The organism is Kitasatospora sp. NPDC087314, from assembly GCF_044744365.1.
GTDB lineage: Bacteria > Actinomycetota > Actinomycetes > Streptomycetales > Streptomycetaceae > Kitasatospora.
In genome coordinates, this window is sequence record NZ_JBIUYE010000030.1 from 15,890 (window position 1) to 38,738 (window position 22,849).

At 73.2% G+C, this 22,849-nt stretch carries 14 protein-coding genes, 1 pseudogene and 1 riboswitch; of the genes and pseudogenes, 12 read left to right on the top strand and 3 right to left on the bottom strand.

The window, feature by feature from the left end; genetic code table 11:
- Nucleotides 1-665 precede the first annotated feature (665 nt).
- Nucleotides 666-4,295, top strand: a complete 3,630-nt coding sequence (gene mfd, locus ACIO5E_RS38830) for a transcription-repair coupling factor (RefSeq protein ID WP_400677219.1) — start codon at nt 666-668, stop codon at nt 4,293-4,295.
- A 183-nt stretch (nt 4,296-4,478) separates the two neighbouring features.
- On the opposite strand, the gene ACIO5E_RS38835 is transcribed toward mfd, so the two are convergent.
- Nucleotides 4,479-5,102 (bottom strand): DUF4352 domain-containing protein, encoded by a 624-nt coding sequence (locus tag ACIO5E_RS38835; RefSeq protein WP_400677222.1) that lies wholly within the window; start codon nt 5,100-5,102, stop codon nt 4,479-4,481.
- Nucleotides 5,103-5,314: 212 nt separating this feature from the next.
- Between ACIO5E_RS38835 and ACIO5E_RS38840 the strand changes: the two genes are divergently transcribed.
- The 4 genes from ACIO5E_RS38840 (at nt 5,315) to ACIO5E_RS38855 (ending at nt 11,211) form a co-directional block, all read left to right on the top strand.
- Entirely contained in the window at nt 5,315-7,492 is a 2,178-nt protein-coding gene (locus ACIO5E_RS38840; protein ID WP_400677224.1) for an N-6 DNA methylase, read from the top strand.
- Between the two features lie 156 nt (nt 7,493-7,648).
- Nucleotides 7,649-8,233 (top strand): hypothetical protein, encoded by a 585-nt coding sequence (locus ACIO5E_RS38845; protein WP_400677226.1) that lies wholly within the window; start codon nt 7,649-7,651, stop codon nt 8,231-8,233.
- Complete coding sequence (locus ACIO5E_RS38850; RefSeq protein WP_400677228.1) at nt 8,230-9,897, top strand: protein kinase; 1,668 nt, start codon at nt 8,230-8,232, stop codon at nt 9,895-9,897. The genes ACIO5E_RS38845 and ACIO5E_RS38850 overlap by 4 nt, the downstream gene beginning before the upstream one ends.
- 267 nt (nt 9,898-10,164) lie before the next feature.
- Nucleotides 10,165-11,211, top strand: a complete 1,047-nt coding sequence (locus tag ACIO5E_RS38855; RefSeq protein ID WP_400677230.1) for a MazG family protein — start codon at nt 10,165-10,167, stop codon at nt 11,209-11,211.
- Nucleotides 11,212-11,217: 6 nt separating this feature from the next.
- Here ACIO5E_RS38855 and ACIO5E_RS38860 read toward each other — a convergent pair whose 3' ends face one another.
- Entirely contained in the window at nt 11,218-11,643 is a 426-nt protein-coding gene (locus ACIO5E_RS38860) for an SDR family NAD(P)-dependent oxidoreductase (protein WP_400677232.1), read from the bottom strand.
- Between the two features lie 329 nt (nt 11,644-11,972).
- On the opposite strand from ACIO5E_RS38860, the gene ACIO5E_RS38865 reads away from it, so the two are divergent.
- The 7 genes and pseudogenes from ACIO5E_RS38865 to ACIO5E_RS38895 all read left to right on the top strand — a co-directional run bounded on the left by ACIO5E_RS38865 (nt 11,973) and on the right by ACIO5E_RS38895 (nt 20,122).
- Nucleotides 11,973-13,265, top strand: a complete 1,293-nt coding sequence (locus ACIO5E_RS38865) for a cytochrome P450 (protein ID WP_400677235.1) — start codon at nt 11,973-11,975, stop codon at nt 13,263-13,265.
- A gap of 210 nt (nt 13,266-13,475) precedes the next feature.
- Nucleotides 13,476-13,643, top strand: a riboswitch (cyclic di-AMP (ydaO/yuaA leader).
- Nucleotides 13,644-13,648: 5 nt separating this feature from the next.
- Nucleotides 13,649-14,554, top strand: coding sequence for a transglycosylase family protein (locus tag ACIO5E_RS38870; protein WP_400677238.1), 906 nt, complete (start codon nt 13,649-13,651; stop codon nt 14,552-14,554).
- A 241-nt stretch (nt 14,555-14,795) separates the two neighbouring features.
- Nucleotides 14,796-16,082: a phosphopyruvate hydratase gene (gene eno, locus ACIO5E_RS38875; protein WP_329489343.1), complete on the top strand. Its 1,287-nt coding sequence runs from the start codon at nt 14,796-14,798 to the stop codon at nt 16,080-16,082.
- A gap of 181 nt (nt 16,083-16,263) precedes the next feature.
- Nucleotides 16,264-16,749 (top strand): septum formation initiator family protein, encoded by a 486-nt coding sequence (locus tag ACIO5E_RS38880; protein ID WP_400677241.1) that lies wholly within the window; start codon nt 16,264-16,266, stop codon nt 16,747-16,749.
- Nucleotides 16,721-17,260 (top strand): annotated as a pseudogene (locus tag ACIO5E_RS38885) (DUF501 domain-containing protein); the annotation flags it as partial. The gene ACIO5E_RS38880 and the pseudogene ACIO5E_RS38885, both read left to right, overlap by 29 nt.
- A gap of 131 nt (nt 17,261-17,391) precedes the next feature.
- On the top strand, nt 17,392-18,327 hold the full coding sequence (locus ACIO5E_RS38890) for an exopolyphosphatase (RefSeq protein ID WP_400677250.1): 936 nt from the start codon (nt 17,392-17,394) through the stop codon (nt 18,325-18,327).
- Nucleotides 18,328-18,754: 427 nt separating this feature from the next.
- On the top strand, nt 18,755-20,122 hold the full coding sequence (locus ACIO5E_RS38895) for an NAD(P)/FAD-dependent oxidoreductase (protein ID WP_280678362.1): 1,368 nt from the start codon (nt 18,755-18,757) through the stop codon (nt 20,120-20,122).
- A gap of 179 nt (nt 20,123-20,301) precedes the next feature.
- On the opposite strand, the gene ACIO5E_RS38900 is transcribed toward ACIO5E_RS38895, so the two are convergent.
- Nucleotides 20,302-22,849: ABC transporter permease (locus ACIO5E_RS38900; RefSeq protein WP_400677244.1), on the bottom strand; the 2,548-nt coding region annotated here is incomplete at its 5' end.

The window sequence follows — 22,849 nt, forward strand, 5'->3', positions numbered from 1 at the left end:
GGGTGAGTTCCGCGCCCCGGGCCCCGACCGCCCCCATCGGGCGGCCGGGGCCTGCGCGTCGGAGCGGACCTCCGGCGGCCCGCGTCACCGCGGCAGGCGCCGGGGCCTGGGCCGGCAGGGCTCCGGGAAAGAGTTGAGGCCGAGACCCGTGGCGCCCTCCAGGAAAGGGCGCCACGGTTCCCGGCGCTTGGGCGGGCGCCCCCACCCAGGGTCGCCCGGCCTCGCACCTCCGACCCCCATCGGGGGTGCGACAGTGCCGCCACAGCCATCCCCCACGGTTGGGTGCGGCGGGCACATTCACCATGGTGCGCGATCTCCATGGACGGGCAGTGACAGGAGTATGTCCAGTTCGTGGCAGATCACGGAGCCTGACCTTGACCGGCGCGCGGCTGGTTCGTCCACCGGTCGGTCCGGTGTTCCGTCCAGTGGTTCGTCCGCGGTCCTGTCGCGGGCTCCGGCCGGGATGCGTCCGGGGTCCGTTCACCGGGCCGGACGGTCGTTCGTTCCCGCCCGGCCCCGCCGGGGCCGTACGCCGCGTGCCCGTCCGTGCCGCGGCGTAGGCTGGGTACCCCCGGCCGCTCGGCGTGCCGGGCCGTTCGCGTTGCCCCGGCAGGCCTTCGCCGCCCGGAGGCAGCACCAGCCACGGGACGAAGAAGAGACCCCAGATGAGTCTGACCGGACTGCTCGATGTCGTCGCGCGCGATGCGGCGCTCGCCGAGGCCATCGAGGCGGCGACCGCCACCGGAGCCGCCGCCGGCGGCCGCCGCCACCTGGACCTGGTCGGACCGCCCGCCGCCCGGCCGTTCGCGATCGCCGCGCTGGCCCGCGCGCTCGCCGGCCAGGCCGCCGGCGACCGGGGCCGCCCGGTGCTCGCCGTCACCGCGACCGGCCGGGAGGCCGAGGACCTGGCGGCCTCGCTGCGCTCGCTGCTGCCGCCCGACGCCGTCGCCGAGTACCCGGCCTGGGAGACGCTGCCGCACGAGCGGCTGTCGCCCCGCTCGGACACCGTCGGGCGCCGGCTGGCCGTGCTGCGCCGGATCGTGCACCCGCGGGCGGACGACCCGGCGGCCGGTCCGGTGCAGGTGGTCGTCGCACCGGTCCGCTCGGTGCTGCAGCCGCAGGTGAAGGGGCTGGCCGAGCTGGAGCCGGTGGCCGTCGGGCGCGGCGAGTCGCACGACCTGGAGGAGGTCGCCCGCCGGCTCTCCGCCGCCGCCTACGCGCGCGTCGAACTGGTCGAGAAGCGCGGCGAGTTCGCCGTCCGCGGCGGCATCCTGGACGTCTTCCCGCCGACCGAGGAGCACCCGCTGCGGGTGGAGTTCTGGGGCGACGAGGTCGAGGAGATCCGCTACTTCAAGGTCGCCGACCAGCGCTCGCTGGAGATCGCCGAGCACGGCCTGTGGGCGCCGCCCTGCCGCGAGCTGCTGCTCACCGACGAGGTGCGGGCGCGGGCCGCCGAGCTGGCCGCCGAGCACCCCGGGCTGGCCGAGATCCTGGACAGGATCGCCGAGGGCATCGCGGTCGAGGGCATGGAGTCGCTGGCGCCCGTCCTGGTGGACGACATGGAGCTGCTGGTGGACGTGCTGCCGCTCGGCTCGGTCGCCGTGGTCTGCGACCCCGAGCGGGTCCGCGCCCGGGCCGCCGACCTGGTGGCGACCAGCCAGGAGTTCCTGCACGCCTCCTGGGTGGCGGCCGCGGCCGGCGGGGACCGGCCGATCGACCTGGAGACCATCGACGTCTCCGCCGCCTCGCTGCGCTCGCTCGCCGACGTGCGCGAGCACGCCGCCGAGATCGGCCTGCCCTGGTGGTCGGTCAGCCCGTTCGCGACCAGCGAGTCCACGGTCAACGAGGTGCTGGAGTTCGACGCCAACACCCTGACCCTCGGCATGCACGCCGTCGAGGCCTACCGGGGCGACACCGCCCGGGCGATCGCCGACGCCAAGGAGCGGCTGGCCGCGGACTGGCGGGTCGTCATGGTGACGGAGGGCCACGGGCCCGCCTCCCGGCTCGCCGAGGTGCTCGGCAACGAGGGCATCCCGGCCCGACTGGTCGCCGACCTCGCCGAGGCGCCCACCCGGGACGTCGTCTACGTCTCCTGCGGCTCGATCGAGCACGGCTTCGTCGACGAGGACCTCAAGCTCACCGTCATCACCGAGACCGACCTGTCCGGCCAGAAGTCCTCCACCAAGGACATGCGCCGGATGCCGTCCCGCCGCCGCAACGCGATCGACCCGCTGGCCCTGGCCGCCGGCGACTACGTCGTCCACGAGGCGCACGGCGTCGGCCGGTACGTCGAGATGGTGCAGCGCACCGTCCAGGGCGCCACCCGCGAGTACCTGGTGCTGGAGTACGCCCCGGCCAAGCGCGGCCACCCCGGCGACCGGCTCTTCGTGCCGACCGACCAGCTCGACCAGGTCACCAAGTACGTCGGCGGCGAGGCCCCGACGCTGCACCGGCTCGGCGGCGCCGACTGGGCGAAGACCAAGCAGCGGGCCAAGAAGGCGGTCAAGGAGATCGCCGCCGACCTGATCAAGCTGTACTCGGCCCGGATGGCCGCCCCCGGGCACACCTTCGGCCCGGACACCCCGTGGCAGCGCGAGCTGGAGGACGCCTTCCCGTACGCGGAGACGCCGGACCAGCTGACCACCATCGCCGAGGTCAAGTCCGACATGGAGAAGTCCGTCCCGATGGACCGGCTGATCTGCGGCGACGTCGGCTACGGCAAGACCGAGATCGCGGTCCGGGCCGCCTTCAAGGCGGTGCAGGACGGCAAGCAGGTGGCGGTGCTGGTGCCGACCACGCTGCTGGTGCAGCAGCACTTCTCGACCTTCGCCGAGCGGTACGCCAACTTCCCGGTGACGGTGAAGGCGCTGTCCCGGTTCCAGACCGACAGCGAGGCCAAGGCCGTGCTGGAGGGCCTGTTCGAGGGCTCGGTGGACGTCGTCATCGGCACCCACCGGCTGTTCTCGTCCGAGACCAGGTTCAAGGACCTCGGCCTGGTCATCGTCGACGAGGAGCAGCGGTTCGGCGTCGAGCACAAGGAACAGCTGAAGAAGCTGCGCGCCAACGTCGACGTGCTCACCATGTCCGCGACCCCGATCCCGCGGACCCTGGAGATGGCCGTCACCGGCATCCGCGAGATGTCCACCATCACCACCCCGCCGGAGGAGCGGCACCCGGTGCTGACCTTCGTCGGCCCCTACGACGAGAAGCAGATCTCGGCCGCGATCCGGCGTGAACTCCTGCGCGAGGGCCAGGTGTTCTACATCCACAACCGGGTGGAGTCGATCGACAAGGCGGCCGCCCGGCTCAAGGACCTCGTCCCCGAGGCGCGGGTCGCCACCGCGCACGGGCAGATGGGGGAGACCCAGCTGGAGAAGGTCGTCGTCGACTTCTGGGAGAAGGAGTTCGACGTCCTGGTGTCGACCACGATCGTGGAGTCCGGCATCGACATCTCCAACGCCAACACCCTGATCGTCGAGCGCGGTGACACCTTCGGCCTCTCCCAGCTGCACCAGCTGCGCGGACGGGTCGGCCGCGGCCGCGAGCGCGGCTACGCGTACATGCTGTACCCGCCGGAGAAGCCGCTCACCGAGACCGCGCACGAGCGTCTGGCCACCATCGCCCAGCACACCGAGATGGGCGCCGGCATGTACGTGGCGATGAAGGACCTGGAGATCCGCGGCGCCGGGAACCTGCTCGGCGGCGAGCAGTCCGGGCACATCGCGGGCGTCGGCTTCGACCTCTACATGCGGATGGTCGGCGAGGCGGTGGCCGAGTTCCGCGAGTCGCTGGCGAACGGCGGCGAGCCGGAGGAGGAGCCGCTGGAGGTGAAGATCGAGCTGCCGGTCGACGCCCACGTGCCGCACGACTACGCGCCCGGCGAGCGGCTGCGGCTGCAGGCGTACCGCTCGATCGCGGCGGTCAACTCGGAGGCGGACATCCAGCAGGTCCGGGACGAACTCGTCGACCGCTACGGCAAGTTGCCCGAGCCGGTGGAGAACCTGCTGCTGGTCGCGGCGCTGCGGCTGTACGCCCGGCGGTGCGGCATCTCGGACATCACCCTGCAGGGGGCCAACGTCCGGTTCGGGCCGGTGGAGCTGCGGGAGTCCCAGCAGCTGCGGCTGAACCGGCTCTACCCGCGCAGCCAGGTCAAGGCGGCCGCCCAGCAGCTGCTGGTGCCGCGGCCGAGCACCGGGCGGATCGGCGGCAAGCCGCTGGTCGGGCGGGAACTGCTGGGCTGGTGCAGCGAGTTCCTGTCGGCGATGTTCGACGACCTGGCGGGGGCGAAGAAGTAGCACCCGCGAGGGGGCGGGGCCGGACGGGCCCCGGAGGAAGTCGACGGCGGTCCCGGGCTCGGCCCGGGGCCGCCGTTTCGCGTCTTCGGGTGTCGACCGTGGCCCGCGTGCGGTGGTGCGGGTGCGGACGCTTCGGGAGTGGCGGCTGTGAACAGGGGTGTCGGCCGGGTGTCAGCCCGGGTGTCAGCCGATCTTCCACTGGCCGACCTGGTTGGCGAAGCCGTTGTCCAGGGCGAACTGGACCTTGTCGAGCTTGGCGTCGACCGGGACCTCGAAGGTGACGAAGCCCTTGCCGGTCTCGCCGGGGGCGATGTTGGTGGGGGTCTGGAAGGCGGGGCCGGCCTTGGTCTCGGCGAGGCTCGGGCCGTACGCCTGGCCCTGGGCGTCCACGACCTTGGCGCTGCCCCAGGGGGCCTCGCTGTAGGCCTGGGCGCCGGCGGCCTTGATCTGGAACTGGACCGCGACGTAGCGCTTGCCGTCGGCGGGCTTGAGGTACTCGTTCGCGCTCTCGGCCGGGTCGACCACCTTCACGGTGGTGACGTCGGCGGTGTTGCCCTTGTCCATGCCCTTGAGCGCGATGGTGTCGCCCACCTTGGCCGGGGCCTTGGGTGCGTCGGCGGCCTTGGTCTCGGCGGGCTGGTCCCCGGCCGGCTTGGCGGCGCTACCGGTGGCGGCGGTCTGCTTGGCCTCGGTCGAGACGGAGGCGCCGCCGGTGGAGTTGCAGGCCGTCGCGGTGAGGGTGACCAGCGCGGCGCCCAGCAGCAGGGCGGCGGTGCGGCGGGCGGTGGTGCGGGCGGTGGCGGACATGGCGGGTGCTCCCGGGTCGTCGGTGTCTTCCTGGTGGTCACCCCCTGCTCGGTGGCGACGGAGAGATCACACCACTGATCCGTGAACCATGTCAATGAGATTTCTCGAAACCTCTCTGTTCACATGTGAACTCCGCTGGACGAGTGCATCGCTATGCTGTGTGATCACACCTCCCGCCCTCCGGGTTCGCCCGCGCCGCCGAAGGAGCCCCCGTGCCGGACCGTCCCGAAGTGACCGCCGTCGAGATCGCCCGGCTGGCCGGCGTCGGCCGGGCCGCGGTCAGCAACTGGCGCCGCCGCCACCCCGACTTCCCCCTCCCGGTCGGTGGCACCGACGCCAGCCCGACCTTCGCCCTCGGCGAGGTCGAGTCCTGGCTGCGCGCCCAGGGCAAGATCGCCGAACTCCCGCTGCTGGAACGGGCCTGGCAGCTCGTCGACACCCTCCGCGACCCGGCCGGCCACCCCGCCGCCCCGCTGGTCGAGGCCGGCGCCCTGCTCCTGCTGCTGCACCGCGCCCCCGACCGCTGGACCGAACTCGCCGACCAGCCGGACACCCGCCTCGCCACCGCGCTGCCCCGGGCCGTCGCCGACACCGCTGTTCACACCTTCGGTGCGGACGGCCCCCGCGCCCTCCGCCTGACCGGCCTGCTCGGCAGCACCCAACTGAACCTCGCCCGCCTGCTCGCCGCCCTCGCGGCCGAGGCCGGCCCGGCCGGCGCGTACGAGCAGCTGCTCACCCGGTACGCCGAGGCCAACACCCGCCAGCTCAGCCCCACCCCGCCGGAGGCCGCCGACCTGCTCGCCGCCGTCGCCGGCGTCCCCGCCACTGTGCTCGACCCGGCCGTCGGCCTCGGCGCCGTCCTGCTCGCCCACCCGTCCACCACCGGCCGCTACGGACAGGACGCCGACCCGGTGATCGGCGCCCTCGCCCAGCTCCGGCTCGCCCTGCACGCCCCCGCCGGCGAGCCCGGACCGCTCCCGCTCGCCCTGCGCACCGGCGACGCCCTGCGCGCCGACGGCTACCCCGGCGACACCTTCGAGGCGGTGCTCTGCCAGCCCCCGTACAACGAGCGGGACTGGGGGCACGACGAGTTGCAGTACGACACCCGCTGGCCGGGCGGGCTCGTCCCGCCACGCGGCGAATCCGAGCTCGCCTGGGTGCTGCACTGCCTCGCCCACACCCGCCCCGGCGGCCTCACCGCCCTGCTGCTGCCCCCCACCGTCGCCAGCCGCCGGGCCGGCCGGCGCATCCGGGCCGAACTGCTCCGCTCCGGCGCGCTGCGCGCCGTCGTCGCGCTGCCCGCCGGCGCCGCCCCGCCGTACGGCGTCCCGCTGCACCTCTGGGTGCTCCGCGCGCCCCGGCCGGGGGACGACTTCCGCCAGGTCCTGCTGCTCGACGCCGGTGCGGCGGGCGCGGCCGGTGCGGCGTGGGCGTCGGCGGCGGGGGCGTCCGGGCCGTCCGGGGCGACGGCCGAGGGCGGCCGGGACAAGGTCGACTGGCCCGCACTGCGGCGGACCGTCCTCGACGCCTGGCGCGGCTTCGACCTGGCCGCCCGCGAGGGCCTGCCGCTGCCCGCCGACCGTCCGGGCGTAAACCGGGCGGTGGCCGCCATCGACCTGCTCGACGACGAGACCGACCTCTCCCCGGCCCGCCACGTCCCGCCGGCCGCCCCGGTCGGCGGCGCGGCCGAACTCTCCCACCTCGGCGGCCGGTTGGCCGAGCTCCTGGCCGGCCTCGACGACCCCACCGCGCTGCTGCCGGAGCCCGGGGCCGAACCCGTCGCCGGCGCGGCCCCCGCCGGTGTCGTCTCGATCGGCGAACTGGTCCGCGCCGGCGCGCTGGAGGTGTACTCCTCCGGCACCGGAGCCGCCACCCGCCCGGTCGGCGTCACCCCCGGTGGCACCCCCGTCCTGACCGACCAGGACCTCGTCGCCGGCAACCCGCCCAGCGCCGTCCTCGGCACCGCCACCGGCCCCGCCGGCGACGTCCGCACCCGCCCCGGCGACGTCCTCGTCCCCGCCCTCGGCGGCGGCACCGCCCGCGTCGTCCCCGCCGAAGGCCCGCTGCTCGGCGCCGCCCTCGGCCGCCAACTCCACCTGCTCCGGCCCGATCCGACCGTCCTCGACCCGGAGTTCCTGGCCGGCCACCTCCGCTCCACCGCCGGTACCCGGCGCGCCGCCAGCCACGCCACCACCACCGCCCGCCTCGACATCCGCCGCGTCGAACTGCCCCGCCTCCCGCTCCCCGCCCAGCAGCGGCTCGGCGTCGCGTTCGCCCGCCTCGCCGCCTTCGACACCGCCCTCGGCCAGGCTGCCGCGCTCGCCCGCACCCTGGCCCAGGCGGCGACGGACGCCCTCGCGACGGGCGCGCCGACGCCGTCGGCCGACTGACCTGATGCTCGCTCAAACCCGGCTTCGCACCTGACCTCGGACCCGACCTCAAGCCGACCGGACGGAAGCCCTCCGGGCCGACGGGGCAGGGCGGTACGGTGTGCTGGGCCGTCCGCGCCGCGGCCGGCGTCGGTCCTCACCAGCTCAGGAGCGCACATGTCAGGGCAGTACCCCGGGCAGTTCGGACCGCCGCCCGGCGGGACTCCGTACCGCCCCGGACCGGAGCCGATACCGGGCCGGTTCGGCGTGCCCGGGCGGGTGCTCTGCGCGCTGGCCCCGCTGCTGTCGGTCGGCCTGCTCGGGGCGGTCCCCTCGCTGCTGCTGGCGGTCCGCCGCCGACGGGCCTACGACATCGTGGGCGCGGGGGTGTTCTGCGCGCTGCTGCTGACCGTGTTCGTCTCCGCCGGGATCGCCGGCAGCCTGCAGGACCCGACGGCCGACGCCACCGGCCAGACCACGCTGATCGTGCTCTGGTTCGCGGCCCCGGTGCACTACCTGGTGATGGACAGTCGCGCGGTCTGGCAGTCCGGCCGGCACCGGCCCGCCCCGCCGTACCTCTCGCCGTACGCGGCCACCATGCCCGGGTACGGCACCCCGCCGGCCCCCGCCGCGCCCGTCGCCGCTCCGGTCGCCCCCGCCGCCCCGGCTCCTGCCCCCGCCGTTCCCGCCGCCGAGACCGCGCACGACCTGCGCCAACTCGGCGAACTGCTGCGCCGCCAGGCCCGCGAGGACCGGCCGTGACCGCCGCCAGACTGATCGACGGCCGCTACCGGCTCACCGAGAAGATCGGCCACGGCGGCATGGGCCAGGTCTGGGCCGGCCACGACGAGCGCCTGCACCGTCCCGTCGCGGTCAAGCTGCTCCGCCCCGACCACCTCCTGCCCGGCGGCACCGGGCCCGCCGCCGGCGGCCTCGGCACCGGCACCGCCGGCGAACGCCGCCGCCACGGCGACGAGTTGCGCCGCCGGTTCCTGCGCGAGTGCCGCGTCACGGCCGCCCTCGACCACCCCGGCCTGGTCACCGTCTTCGACGCCGGCGAGGACGGGGGCGAGCTCTGCCTCGTCATGCAGCGCGTCCCCGGCGTCAGCCTCGCCGACCTCATCGCGGAGGACGCGCCGTTCCCGATCGAGCGCGCGGTGGCCGTCGCCGCCCAGCTCTGCACCGCGCTGGCCGCCGTCCACGCCGTCCCGGTCGTCCACCGCGACCTCAAGCCCAGCAACGTCATGGTCCGCGACGACGGCCGCACCGTCCTGCTCGACCTCGGCATCGCCACCGCGCTCGACACCGAGACCACCCGCCTCACCCTCACCGGCGTGCCCATCGGCAGCCCCTCCTACATGGCCCCCGAACAGGCCCTCGCCGCCACCACCGACCCGCGCAGCGACCTCTACGCCCTCGGCTGCCTCCTGCACGAGATGCTGGCCGGCGAGGAGCCGTTCCGGGCGCCCACCGCCCTCGGCGTCCTGCGCCGGCACGTCGACGAACCGCCCGTACCGCTGCGCGACCTGCGCCCCGAGGTGCCGCAGCCGCTCGAACGGCTCGTCCTCGACCTGCTCGCCAAACAGCCCGCCGACCGCCCCGCCGACGCCCAGGCCGTGTACGCGCGGCTGCTCCCCCTGCTGCCCGCCGCCGAAGCCGCCCCGCAGCCCCGCTACCCGGCCCTGCCCGACCCGGCGCGCCCGTACCGCTTCCCGCACCAGCCGCAGCCGGCCGCCGCACCCGCCGTACCCGCCGCGACTCCGCTGCTCCGCTCCGAGCCGCGCCCCTTCCTGATGACCGCCGTCCCCCCACCCCCACCCCCACCCCCGGCGCCCGCCGCGCCTCCCGCCGCCCCCGACCTCGGCGCGGAGTGCGCCCGGCTCTCCGACCTCGTCGACGCCGGACACCACAGCGAGGTCCTCGGCCTCGCCGCCCGACTGCTGCCCCGCGCCGAGGCCGAACTCGGTGACGGTGCCCCGCTGGTGCGCACCATCCGCACCATCTACGCCCGCACCCTCCTCCACGAGGGCCACCCCCACCAGGCCCTCCCCGAGTACCGCCGCCTGGCCGCCACCGCCGACGGCGGCCCGCACGGCCCCCAGGGCCTCGACCACCGCTACCGCGCCGCCGTCTGCCTCGACCAGCTCGGGCACGGCCCCGACGCGCTCGCCGAGTACCAGGCCCTGCTCGCCGCCCACACCGCCCGCCTCGACACCGACCCCGAACGCGGCTACGACCTGCGCGAACGCATCGGTCTACGCCTCGCCGCCACCGGCGACACCGAGAGCGCCTGGCAGTGGCTGCTCCAACTCCTCTTCGAACGCGAACGCCGCGACGGCCCCCACCACCCCGCCGTCCGCCGCCTCCGCCAGTCCCTCGACACCCTTCACCCCCACCGCCCCACCCCCTGGCCACCCGCCTCCTAGCGCCCGCCCTCACACCCTCGCGCAGGCCCGCCTGTCCGCCACTGGCCCGCCCGCCAGCTCGCCCGTCGGCCGCTCGGCGGGCGTGGCGGCGTCGGGGCGAGGCGGAGGAGGGACGCGATGCGGCGGGGGCACCTGTCGGCCGGAGGCTGGGGGAGCGTCGGCGCGTGGACGCGGGTGTGAAGACGGTCCCGAGGAGGCCGGCCGCCGAGAGCGCTGCGTCCCTGCCTCCGCTGGGTGAGGGTGGCGGCGGCGGGTAGGTTCGGGGGTGTGACGACGAATGTTCCGGGCGCGAAGCTGATTCTGCTGACGACCACCCATCGGGTGGCTCCCGGGTTGCTGGCGTGGCCGGCCTGGGAGGCGTTGCGGTCGGCCGGGCGGGTGCTGGTGGGGGAGGCGGGGCATCCGCAGGTGGCGGCGGTGCGGCAGGCCGGGGTGGAGGTGGAGGTCGTGTCGGCCGGGTCGGCGCCGGCGCTGGCGCGGTTGCTGACCGGGCAGCCGGCGGAGGCGGGGCCGACGGTGTGGCTGGGGAGCTCGGACGGGGATCCGGGGCTGACGGACGCGCTGGCGCGGTTGGCGGTGGAGCACGCGGGCGAGGTGCCGGAGATCGAGGTGCTGCCGGGGTCGTACGACCTGCCGGGGGCGCGCCTGCTGGACCTGGCGTCGGTGATGGACCGGCTGCGGTCGCCGGGCGGCTGCCCGTGGGATGCCGAGCAGACGCACGAGAGCCTGGTGAAGTACCTGGTCGAGGAGGCCTACGAGCTGGTCGAGGCGATCGAGGAGGGGGACCGGGAGACGCTGCGCGAGGAACTGGGCGATGTGCTGCTCCAGGTGTTCTTCCATTCCCGGATCGCCGAGGAGCACCCGTCGGAGGCGTTCTCGATCGACGACGTGGCCGGTGACATCGTCGAGAAGCTGATGTACCGGCATCCGCACGTGTTCGGGGACGTCGAGGCGGAGGGCGCCGCCGAGGTGGAGGCGAACTGGGAGCAGCTGAAGGCGGCCGAGAAGGCGGACCGGGAGTCGGTGCTGGACGGCGTGCCGGCCGGGCTGCCGTCGCTGGCGTACGCGGCGAAGCTGGTGTCGCGGGTACGCCGGGCGGGGTTCGCGGGCGTGCCGGACGAGCCGTACGAGCTGCCGGTGGAGCTGACGGCGGCCTCGGCGGGCCGGCTGCTGCTGGCGGTGGCGCAGCGGGCGCACGACGCCGGGGTGGACGCGGACGCGGCGCTGCGGTCGGCCGCGCGCGGCTACCGGGACGCAGTGCGCGCGGCCGAGGGGCTCAAGCCGGTCGAGGGGCTCAAGCCGGTCGACGAGTAGCGGGCCTCAGGCGGCCTTGGCGGTGGGCTCGGCCGGGCACCGCTGCGGCGGGACGACCTCGCCGATGGCCTCGCCGACGAGGGCGAGGAGTTCGGCGAGGCGTTCGAGGTCGAGGTGGTCGGGCAGGTCGGCGAGGGAGACGATCCGCTCGCCGTCGGGGCCGGCGACGCAGAACAGGTCGATGGAGCCGAGGTGCTTCTCGGCGGTGTCGACGAGGGCGGCGATGTCGCTGGGGCGGCGGATGTCGCCGCCGACGCCGACGACGGGGCAGCCCGGCCGGTCGAGTTCGGTGGCGAGGTCCTCGGCGACACCGACGTGCTGGTCGGCGATCAGCACTCCGGCGGCGCCGGCGGCGGTGAACCGGCGGGCGAGGCCGGCTCCCGACCCGCCGTCGAGTACCGCGATGACGACGACTGCCCCGCTGACCCGCATGGCCTGCTCCTCCCTGTGGGCGACACCGCACCGGCGCCCACGATTTCTGCGGAGGATCGTAGACAGGTCCTGACCCTCCGCAACAGGGATTACCCCTCAGGTGACCAGACTCACGCCCGCCGTCCGTCCAAGAGCTGTCCACGGAGCGTTGGCACGCCGTCCGCCGGGTGTTGACGAGCCGGCCCGAGCCGGGCCGAGCCGGGCGGGTCGAGGGCCGACCGGATCCCGACCGGATCCCCGTCGGATCCCGACCCGACTCCGACCCGGTCCCGACCGGCCGTGATCCGGCGGGGACGGTGCGCCCCCGACCCACCGGATACGGTCGGTGCATGCCAGTGCAGCCCGACCCCGCCGCCCCGCAGCTCTTCACCTGGGAGTTCGCCGCCGACCCGTACCCCGCCTACGCCTGGTTGCGCGAGCACGCCCCGGTGCACCGGACGACGCTGCCGAGCGGGGTGGAGGCCTGGCTGGTGACCCGTTACGCGGACGCGCGGCAGGCGCTGGCGGACGGCCGGCTGTCGAAGAACCCGGCGCACCACAGCGAGCAGGCTCACCGCACCGGCCGGGTGGGCATTCCGGGCGAACGCCAGGCGGACTTGATGACGCATCTGCTGAACATCGACCCGCCGGACCACACCCGGCTGCGCCGACTGGTGTCGAAGGCGTTCACCCCGCGCCGGGTGGCGGAGTTCGAGCCGCGGGTGCAGCAGCTCACGGACCGGCTGATCGACGGCTTCGCGCAGCGCGGTTCGGCGGACCTGATCCACGAGTTCGCCTTCCCGCTCCCCATCTACGCGATCTGCGACATGCTGGGAGTGCCGGCCGAGGACCAGGACGACTTCCGCGACTGGGCGGGGATGATGATCCGGCACGGCGGCGGCCAACGCGGCGGTGTGGGGCGAGCGGTGAAGCGGATGCGGGCGTACCTGCTGGAGCTGATCCACCGCAAGCGGGCGGATCCGGGGGAGGACCTGATCTCGGGCCTGATCCGGGCGAGCGACCACGGCGAGCACCTGACCGAGAACGAGGCCGCGGCGATGGCCTTCATCCTGCTGTTCGCGGGGTTCGAGACGACGGTGAACCTGATCGGCAACGGCACCTACGCGCTGCTGCGCAACCCGGGGCAGCGGGCGCTGCTGCAGGAGTCGGTGGCGCGTGGCGAGACGGCGCTGCTGGAGACCGGGATCGAGGAACTCCTGCGCTACGACGGGCCGGTGGAGCTGGCGACGTGGCGCTTCGCGACGCGGCCGCTGTCGATCGGCGGGGTGGACATCCCGGTGGGCGATCCGGTGCTGGTGGTGCTGGCCGCGGCGGACCGCGATCCGGCCAGGTTCGCGGACGAGAACATCCTTGACCTGGCCCGGAGGGACAACCCGCACCTGGGTTTCGGCCACGGGATCCATTACTGCATCGGCGCCCCGCTGGCCCGGCTGGAGGGTCGGAGTGCGCTGGCCACGCTGCTTTCCCGGTTGCCGGATCTGCGGCTTGCGGAAAGCCCGGAGAATCTGCGCTGGCGGGGTGGCCTGATCATGCGTGGGCTGCGGGAACTCCCGGTCGAATTCAGCCCGGAGAGCAGGTCGCCGCACGCGCCCGTCCCTCCCGTCGACGCTCCGACACGCTGACGAGGCGTCGCCGGACGGCCTCCACGGGCAGTCTGAACCGTCATCAATCCGGACATACGACCCCCTTTGGTAGGCGACCGAACACGTGCCGTAATTTCTGTGTGATATCGGTGATATGAGCTTGTGATTGGTCTGAGGATCTGTCTACTCTCCCTGGAGTTCGCAGCTGCGGACCCCGTGCGCGGAACGCCGAATCCTGCCCGCCGCGTCACGGGAAACCGACCAGACCCTGGGCAGGGGCGGGGGAACCAGGTTTGTTGCCGTTCCCCAACGGCTTGGGGTGAAGCCGCCCGAGCGGAATCGTTTCCGCTTTCGGCGGCCGGGCCACCTCCCGGTCCGAACCCGACAGCTCACCTCGCAGGCGTGCGGAGAGGGACCTCTTCATGCTGTTCGTTGGAACTGGCCGTCACCGTCGTCGCACCCAGGCCGAGAAGGCCATCGCCGTCGCCGGTGTGGCCGGCGTCGGACTCGCGATGCCGATCCTCACCGCCACCGGCGCCTCCGCCGCCCCGGCCTCCGCCTGGGACTCCGTCGCCCAGTGCGAGAGCGGCGGCAACTGGAGCATCAACACCGGCAACGGCTTCTACGGCGGCCTGCAGTTCACCTCCAGCACCTGGAAGGCGTACGGCGGCACCTCCTACGCGCCGCAGGCCAACCAGGCCAGCAAGGGGCAGCAGATCTCGGTCGCCGAGAAGGTGCTGGCCTCGCAGGGGCCGGGCGCCTGGCCGGTCTGCTCGCAGAAGGCCGGTCTGAGCAAGGGCGGCGCCCCGGCGTCCGTTGACACCTCCTCGGACGCCAAGCCCGCCAAGCAGCCCGCCGCCAAGCCGGTCCAGCAGGAGCAGGCCCCGAAGCCGGTGCAGCAGGCCGCCCCGAAGCCGGCCGCCCAGCAGCCGGCGCAGCCGCAGGCCCAGGGCTTCTCCGGCAAGGCCGGCTGGGACGCCGACGCGAAGGTGTACCGGTACCAGAACAACGGTGCCTGGTACTGGACCAGCCACCAGAGCGTCTACCAGCAGTACGCGGGCCAGGCCGCCGCCCAGCCGCAGTCCGCGCCACGGGCCGCGCAGCCCGTCCAGCCGGTCCAGCGCGTCCAGCCCATCCTGCCCGCGCAGTCCGCCCCGGCCGCGCAGACCGGCCACGACTACACCGTCCGGTCCGGCGACACGCTGTCGAGCATCGCCACCGCCCAGGGCGTGTCCGGCGGTTGGCAGTCGGTGTACGACGGCAACCGCGGCACCGTCGGCGGGGACCCGAACCTGATCATGCCCGGCCAGGTGCTGCACCTCGGCTGATCCTGCGAGGCCCGGCGAAGGAAGGGGGACGGGCTTCGTCCCCCTTCCTTCGCATTCGCCCGTTTCGATCGGGCAGTCAGGTGAACTACCGGTGGGTAGTCGGGCCACACGCTGAGACGGGACCGAGGCCAACGTGGCCCCGGCGGCCAGGGCGGTTAGGCTCTGGTCGTAACGACTTCGCAATCGTCCCGCCGGCAGCACCAATCGTCGGCCGGACCCTGCTTCCGCAAGGAGATGCCTCGTGCCGTCCATCGATGTCGTCGTAGCCCGTGAGATCCTCGACTCGCGTGGCAACCCCACGGTCGAGGTCGAGGTCGGCCTCGACGACGGCAGCACCGGTCGTGCCGCTGTCCCGTCGGGTGCCTCCACCGGCGCCTTCGAGGCGCTTGAGCTGCGCGACGGTGACAAGAACCGCTACTTCGGCAAGGGCGTGGAGAAGGCCGTCCTGGCCGTCATCGAGCAGATCGGCCCGGAGCTGGTCGGCTACGACGCCACCGAGCAGCGCCTGATCGACCAGGCCATGCTCGACCTGGACGCCACCCCGGACAAGTCCTCGCTCGGCGCCAACGCGATCCTGGGCGTCTCGCTGGCCGTGGCGCACGCCGCCTCCGAGGCCAGCGACCTGCCGCTGTTCCGCTACCTGGGCGGCCCGAACGCGCACGTGCTGCCCGTGCCGATGATGAACATCCTCAACGGCGGTTCGCACGCGGACTCCAACGTCGACATCCAGGAGTTCATGATCGCCCCGATCGGCGCGGAGTCCTTCTCCGAGGCCGTCCGCTGGGGCGTCGAGGTCTACCACACCCTCAAGGGCGTGCTGAAGGAGCGCGGCCTGTCCACCGGCCTCGGCGACGAGGGCGGCTTCGCGCCGAACCTGGACAGCAACCGCGAGGCCCTGGACCTCATCACCGAGGCCATCCAGAAGGCCGGCTACGTGCCCGGCCGCGACATCGCGCTGGCCCTGGACGTCGCCGCCTCCGAGTTCTACCAGGACGGCGCCTACCAGTTCGAGGGCAAGGCCCTCTCCGCCGCCGAGCTCATCGAGTACTACGCCGAGCTGGTCGCCGCCTACCCGCTGGTCTCCATCGAGGACCCGCTGGACGAGTCGGACTGGGACGGCTGGAAGGCCATGACCGTCAAGCTGGGCGACAAGGTCCAGCTGGTCGGCGACGACCTGTTCGTCACCAACCCGGCCCGCCTGGCCAAGGGCATCGAGACCGGCACCGCCAACGCGCTGCTGGTGAAGGTGAACCAGATCGGCTCGCTGACCGAGACCCTGGACGCCGTCGAGCTGGCCCAGCGCAACGGCTACCGCTGCATGATGTCGCACCGCTCCGGCGAGACCGAGGACGTCACCATCGCCGACCTGGCCGTCGCCACCAACTGCGGCCAGATCAAGACCGGCGCCCCGGCCCGCTCCGAGCGCGTCGCCAAGTACAACCAGCTGCTGCGCATCGAGGAGATCCTCGACGACGCCGCCGAGTACGCCGGCCGCGGCGCCTTCCCGCGCTTCCGCTCCGCCGAGTAGTAGGCACAGCCGAGCAGCAGGCACGGCCGACCCGAGGGCCGAGCACCCCCGTACCAGGGGCTGGGCTCCTCCGGTAGCGCACGCCTGACCGGTGCCCCGCCGTTCACCCCGTAGGGTGGACGGCGGGGCACCGTCGCGACCAGGAGGGGAACGGGAGATGGCAGGCTGGAGGATTCCGGGCTTGGCGGCCCGGCCTCGGTTCACGAGCCGGGCGACCGTCCTCGTCCTGGTGCTCTGCTCGTTGGTGGCGATCCTCGCCTACCCGACGCGGCAGTTCATCTCCCAGCGCGCCGAGATCTCCGCCCAGCGGGCGAAGGCCGACCACGCCCGGCAGCAGGTCGAGCAGCTGCGCCGGGACAAGGCCCGCTGGCAGGACCCGGAGTACGTCAAGGCGCAGGCCCGCGCCCGGCTGCACTACGCGATGCCGGGGGAGACCCCGTACATCGCGGTGGACCCGGCCGGCCCGGCCGCTTCCCGGCCCTCCGCGTCCGCTTCCGGCACGGCCTCGGCCGCCGGCGCGGCCGCCGACCCGGCGAAGGCCACCAAGCCCTGGTACGCCAGCATCTGGGACTCGGTCGACGCCGCCGACACCGTCGCCCTGGCCCCCGCCTCCCCCCGTCCGCTCCCACCGTCCCCCGCTGGAGACACCTCCTCCCATGACCACTGAGAACCACCCCTCCGTCTCCGACGCCGACGTCGCCGCCATCGCCGCCCAGCTCGGCCGGGTGCCGCGCGGACTGCGCAGCGTGGCCCACCGCTGCCCCTGCGGCAACCCGGACGTCGTGGAGACGGCCCCCCGGCTGCCGGACGGCACGCCGTTCCCGACGCTGTACTACCTGACCTGCCCCAAGGCCGCCTCGCTGATCGGCACCCTGGAGGCGGACGGCGTGATGAAGGAGCAGACCGCCCGGCTCGCCGAGGACCCGGAGCTGGCCGCCGCCTACCAGAAGGCGCACGAGGACTACATCGCCCGCCGCGACGCCATCGAGGTGCTGGAGGGCTTCCCGAGCGCCGGCGGCATGCCGGACCGGGTGAAGTGCCTGCACGTGCTGGTCGGCCACTCGCTGGCGGCCGGCGAGGGTGTCAACCCGCTCGGCGACGAGGCCATCGGCATGCTGGAGGACTGGTGGGCCAAGGGCCCGTGCGTCTCCCCGGCCGAGGTCGAGGCCGCCGGTGAGCGGGTCGCGCGCAACCGGGCCAAGGAGCAGGACCACCAGGCCGTGATCGAGGCCAAGCAGCAGAAGACCGCCGAGCGCGCCGCGAAGAAGCGCGCCGCCGAGGAGCCCGCCGCGGAGGAGTCCGAGTGAGCATGACCCGGGTGGCCGCGATCGACTGCGGCACCAACTCGATCCGGCTGCTGGTCGCCGACCTGGACCCGGCCACCGGGGAGATCACCGACCTCGACCGCCGCATGATCATCAACCGGCTGGGCCAGGGCGTGGACCAGACCGGCCGGCTGCACCCGGACGCGCTGGCCCGCACCTTCGCGGCCTGCCGCGAGTACCGGGAGATCATCGCGGGGTTCGGGGTCGGCCCGGAGCGCACCCGCTTCGTCGCCACCAGCGCCTCGCGGGACGCCGAGAACAGCGACGAGTACGTCGAGGGCGTGCGCGCGATCCTGGGCGTCGAGCCCGAGGTGGTGAGCGGCGAGGAGGAGGCGCGACTGTCCTTCGTGGGCGCCACCAAGGAGCTGACCGGCGGCCAGTTCCCGGCGCCCTACCTGGTGTTCGACCTCGGCGGGGGCTCGACCGAGTTCGTGCTGGGCGGCGCGGACGTGCGGGCTGCGCGTTCGGTGGACATCGGCTGCGTCCGGCTCACCGAGCGCCACTTCGGCGGCACCGAGCTGCCCTCCGAGGAGCAGGTCGCCGCCGCCCGGGCGCATGTGCGGGCCGAGCTGGACAAGGCCGCGGAGGTCGTCCCGCTGACCGGGGCGGCCACCCTGGTGGGCCTGGCCGGGACGGTCACCACGGTGTCCGCGATCGCCCAGGACCTGCCGGCGTACGACTCGCAGGCGATCCACCACTCGCGGATCGGCCGGGAGCGGGTCGCCGAGATCGCCGGCGAGCTGCTGGGCGCCACCCACGCCGAGCGCGCGGCCATCCCCTCGATGCACCCGGGCCGGGTGGACGTGATCGCGGCCGGCGCGCTGGAGCTGCTGGAGATCATGGAGCGGACGGGCGCCGCCGAGGTGGTCGTGAGCGAGCACGACATCCTGGACGGCATCGCCTGGAGCGTGGCCGCCTGACCCCTCGTGGGCCTGACCCGACCGGCCCCGGCACCCCTTTCGGGGGCCGGGGCCGGGGCGCGCCCGAACCCGTGCGGGAAAGTTCGTGAATTTCTTCACATGACGATCCAGTCATTCGTCGCACCCGCTCGCCCGCTACGTCCGAAATGTGGGACCGAAGGCCTGCTCACCGTGACGACCCCTGGATCGCAGGTCAGGCCCCACTTGAGGTTTGAAAATCGAAATCAGGAGCGGGAACCCGGGCACTGTACGGATCGTTGCTGCTCAGACGGGTAGTGCTCCGGCGCATGCACGCGGGGGGTCGCGCGGGGGCGTGAGCCGCCGCGCCGGGGCCGGTTTTGCGGCCGCGCAGTGTAGCACGGGGTGTCCAGAAACTTGTGACCGGCCTCACGAAGGCTGCTCCGGACGGTGCTGGATACTTTCGGATATGAGCACCACGGAGCGTCCTCGCATCCTCATTGTCGGCGGTGGTTACGTCGGCCTGTATGCCGCGATGCGCATCCTCAAGAAGATGCGTTACGGCGAAGCGACCGTCACGGTCGTCGACCCGCGGTCGTACATGACGTACCTGCCCTTCCTCCCCGAGGCGGCCGGCGGCAACGTCGCGCCCCGCAACCTCGTCGCGCCGCTGCGCAGCGCCCTCAAGAAGGCGGAGGTGCTCACCGGTGCGGTCACCGGTGTGGACCACGCCCGCAAGGTCGCCACCATCCAGCCCGCGGCCGGCGACAGCTACGAGCTGCCCTTCGAGTACCTGGTCGTCGCGGCCGGCTCGGTCTCCCGCACCTTCCCGATCCCGGGTCTGGCGGAGCACGGCATCGGCATGAAGACGGTCGAGGAGGCCATCAGCCTCCGCAACCACGTCATGGCCCAGCTCGACAAGGCCGAGTCCACCGCCGACGAGGAGGTCCGCCGCAAGGCCCTGACCTTCGTCGTCATCGGCGGCGGCTTCGCCGGTGTCGAGACGATCGCCGAGATCGAGGACATGGCGCGCGACGCCGCCAAGATCTACAAGACGGTCAGCCGCGACGACATGCGCTTCATCCTGGTGGAGGCGGCCAACCGCATCCTCCCGGAGATGGGCCCGGACCTCGGTCTGTGGACCAAGGAGAAGCTCGAGGAGCGGAAGATCGAGGTCTACATCGAGACCTCGATGGACTCCTGCCTCGACCAGCACGTGGTGCTGAAGAACGGCCTGGAGATGGACGCCTCCACCATCGTGTGGACGGCCGGCGTGAAGCCGAACCCGGTGCTGGCCAACTTCGGCCTGCCGCTGGGCCCGCGCGGCCACGTCGACACCGCGCCGACCCTGCAGGTCCAGGGCTTCGACTACGTCTGGGCCGCCGGCGACAACGCCCAGGTGCCGGACCTCGCCGTCGGCGAGGGCGCCTGGTGCGCGCCGAACGCGCAGCACGCGGTCCGTCAGGCCGCCGTCCTCGGTGACAACGTCATCTCGGGCATGCGGGGCTTCCCGCAGAAGAACTACGAGCACAAGAACCTCGGTGCGGTCGCCGGTCTCGGCCTGCACAAGGGCGTCGCGATCCTCTTCGGCAAGGTCAAGCTGAAGGGCCGCCTGGCCTGGTGGTTCCACCGCGCGTACCACGGCGCCATGGTGCCGACCATGAACCGCAAGGTCCGGGTCTTCACCGACTGGACGCTCGCCATGTTCCTGAAGCGCGAGCTGGTCGGCCTCTCCCAGATGGAGAAGCCGTACCTGCCGATCCAGGAGGTCACGGCGCCCACGAAGCCCGTGGAGGCCGCCAAGCCGGCCGCCGAGAAGGAACTCGCCAGCAAGTAAGCGACTGAGATCCCGGTGTGGGAGCACCGGGGTATGAGTCGGAGGCCCTCCGCCCGGCAGTGTCGCCGGACCACGACCTCCGTGGTGCTCAGCCGGCCGTGCGACCGGGCGGAGTACAGAAGTAGAAGGGCCCCTGCCGAAACCCTCCGGCAGGGGCCCCTTCTCGTTCCGGGGGAGCGTCAGTCGGTCTTGATGCTCTCCAGGATGTCCAGCTTGGACGCCCGGCGGGCGGGCCAGATCGCGGCCACCAGGCCGACCACCCCGGCCAGGGCCAGGAACAGCGCCAGCTGACCGAACGGCAGGACGGTGGTCAGACCGGCCAGACTGGACTTCAGCGTCCCGTTGATCGCCCAGGCGATGAAGCAGCCGAGCAGCAGGCCGATGCCGGCGCCGAACAGCGAGATCACCACGGACTCCAGGCGGACCATCCGCTTGATGCCCCGGCGGTCCAGACCGATCGCCCGCAGCATCCCGATCTCGCGCTTGCGCTCGAAGACCGACATCGCCATCGTGTTGATCACGCCCAGGATCGCGACCAGCACGGACATCGCCAGCAGGCCGTACATCATGTTCAGCGCGAAGGTGATGGTCTGGCTGAAGTCGTCGCGGATGTCCTGCTTGGACTTGACCTCGATCACCGGGTTGGCGCCGGTGGCGTCCTTGAGCGACTGCTTGAGCGCCCCGGTGGCGCCGTCCTTGCCCTTGACCAGGACGTCGACGATGGACGGCTTCGCCTCGTGCTTGGCGACCTCGCTGTTGGCCAGGAGGACCGGACCGAGCATGCCGCCCTTCTCGTACACGCCGCCGATGGTGAGCCGGCCGGTGGACTGGTCCGAGTAGGCGACCGTCACCGTCGAACCCTCGGTGACCTTCAGCTTCGTGGCGAGGTCCTGGTCCACCAGCACCTTGCCCTGACCGAGCGCGGCGGTCGAGCCGCTGGTCAGCTTGACCTCGGAGAGCTGGTCGAAGGCGTCCGCGTTCACACCGGTGATCGACACGTGGGTGTCGTCGAACTCCCAGTAGGCGGCGGTCACCGGCGAGGAGGCGGCCACCCCGGGGGCCTTGGCGATCTCGGCGGGTACCTGCTCGGACAGGCTCATGCCGTTGGCGCCCGAGACCACGTAGTCGGCCTTCATCGAGCTGGTGACGGCCTTGTCGATGGTGCTGCTGACCGAGGCCCCGATCACGGTGAGGCCGCTGACCAGGGTCAGGCCGATGGTGAGCGCGGCGGCGGTGGCCGCGGTGCGGCGCGGGTTGCGCACCGCGTTCTGCTGGGCGAGCTTGCCCGGGGTGCCGCCGAGCTTGCGCAGCAGCGGACCGATCAGCGCGACCACCGGGCGGGAGAGCAGCGGCAGCAGGACGAACACGCCGATCAGGGCCAGCAGGGCGCCGAGGCCGACCGGCAGCCGACCGTTGTCGTTGCCGGTGGAGGCGCCGTAGCCGATCATCGCGAGGCCGCCGCCGGCGAGCACCGAGCCGATCGTGTTGCGGACCAGAAGGCTCTTCTGACTGGTCGGCTGGTCACCGCTGCTCATCGCCGCCACCGGGGCGATCCGGGCGGCGCGCACGGCCGGCAGCAGGGCGGACAGCACCGTCACCAGGACGCCGACCACCAGGGTCACCGCGATGGTGAGCGGCTTGATCACCAGCGTGCCGTGCGGCATGTTCTCGTTCAGCGAGCCCATCAGGGACTGCATCCCGGCGCCGATCCCGATGCCGGCGAGCAGCCCGGCCAGCGCCGAGAAGGCGCCGATCACCAGGGCCTCGATCAGCACCGAGCGGGTGACCTGCTTGCGGCTGGCGCCGATCGCCCGCAGCAGCGCGAGCTCCTTGGTGCGCTGGGCGACCAGCATGGTGAAGGTGTTGGCGATGATGAAGATGCCGACGAAGAGCGAGATCGCGGCGAAGACGAGCAGCATGGTGCGCATGGCATCAGTGCCCTTGGTGATCATCTCCTGCTCGTCGGCCTTGAGCTTGGCGCCGGTCTCGACGTCGAACTGCTGGCCGGACGGCACCTTGGGCTGGGCCTGGGCGAGCAGCGCGTCCTCGCTGGTGCCGGGCTTGGCGGTGAGCACGATGCCGCTGTAGCGGCCGGGCTCCAGCAGCAGCTGCTGGGCGGTGGCGCGGTCGAACAGGGTGAGCGTGCCGCCGCTGTTCACCACCGGGTCGTCGGTGGTGAAGACGCCGGTGAGCTTCGCCTCGACCACCGGGCCGTTGACGGCGACCCGGACGGTGTCGCCGATCTTGTAGCCGCCCTTGTCGGCGGTCTTGCGGTCGAGGGCGACCTCCTTGCCGTTCTTCGGGCCCTGGCCCTCGGCCATCGGGTAGCGCGGGTCCTTGCCGTCCGCCCCCGGGGCGTAGTTGGCGCCCTTGGCCGCCCAGAACTGGCCGATCAGGTTGCCGCTGCGGTCGGCGACGCCGGTGAAGCCGCTGACCACGCCGCGGGCGTTGGCGGTGCCCGGCAGGGCGGCCAGCTGCTGGACGGTGGCGTCGGTGAGCGAGGCGTTGCCGTTCTCGCTCTTCTGCCTGGCGGAGGCGCGGGAGCCGGCCGAGTGGTCCACGACCTGGACCGAGACGTCCGAGTAGCTCTTGGAGTTGCTGTCCCGCATGGCCTTGCCGAAGGTGTCGGAGAAGACCATGGTCCCGGCGACGAAGGCGGTGCCGAGCATGACGGCGAGTGCCGTCATCAGCAGGCGGCCCTTGTGGGCCAGCACGTTGCGCAGTGCG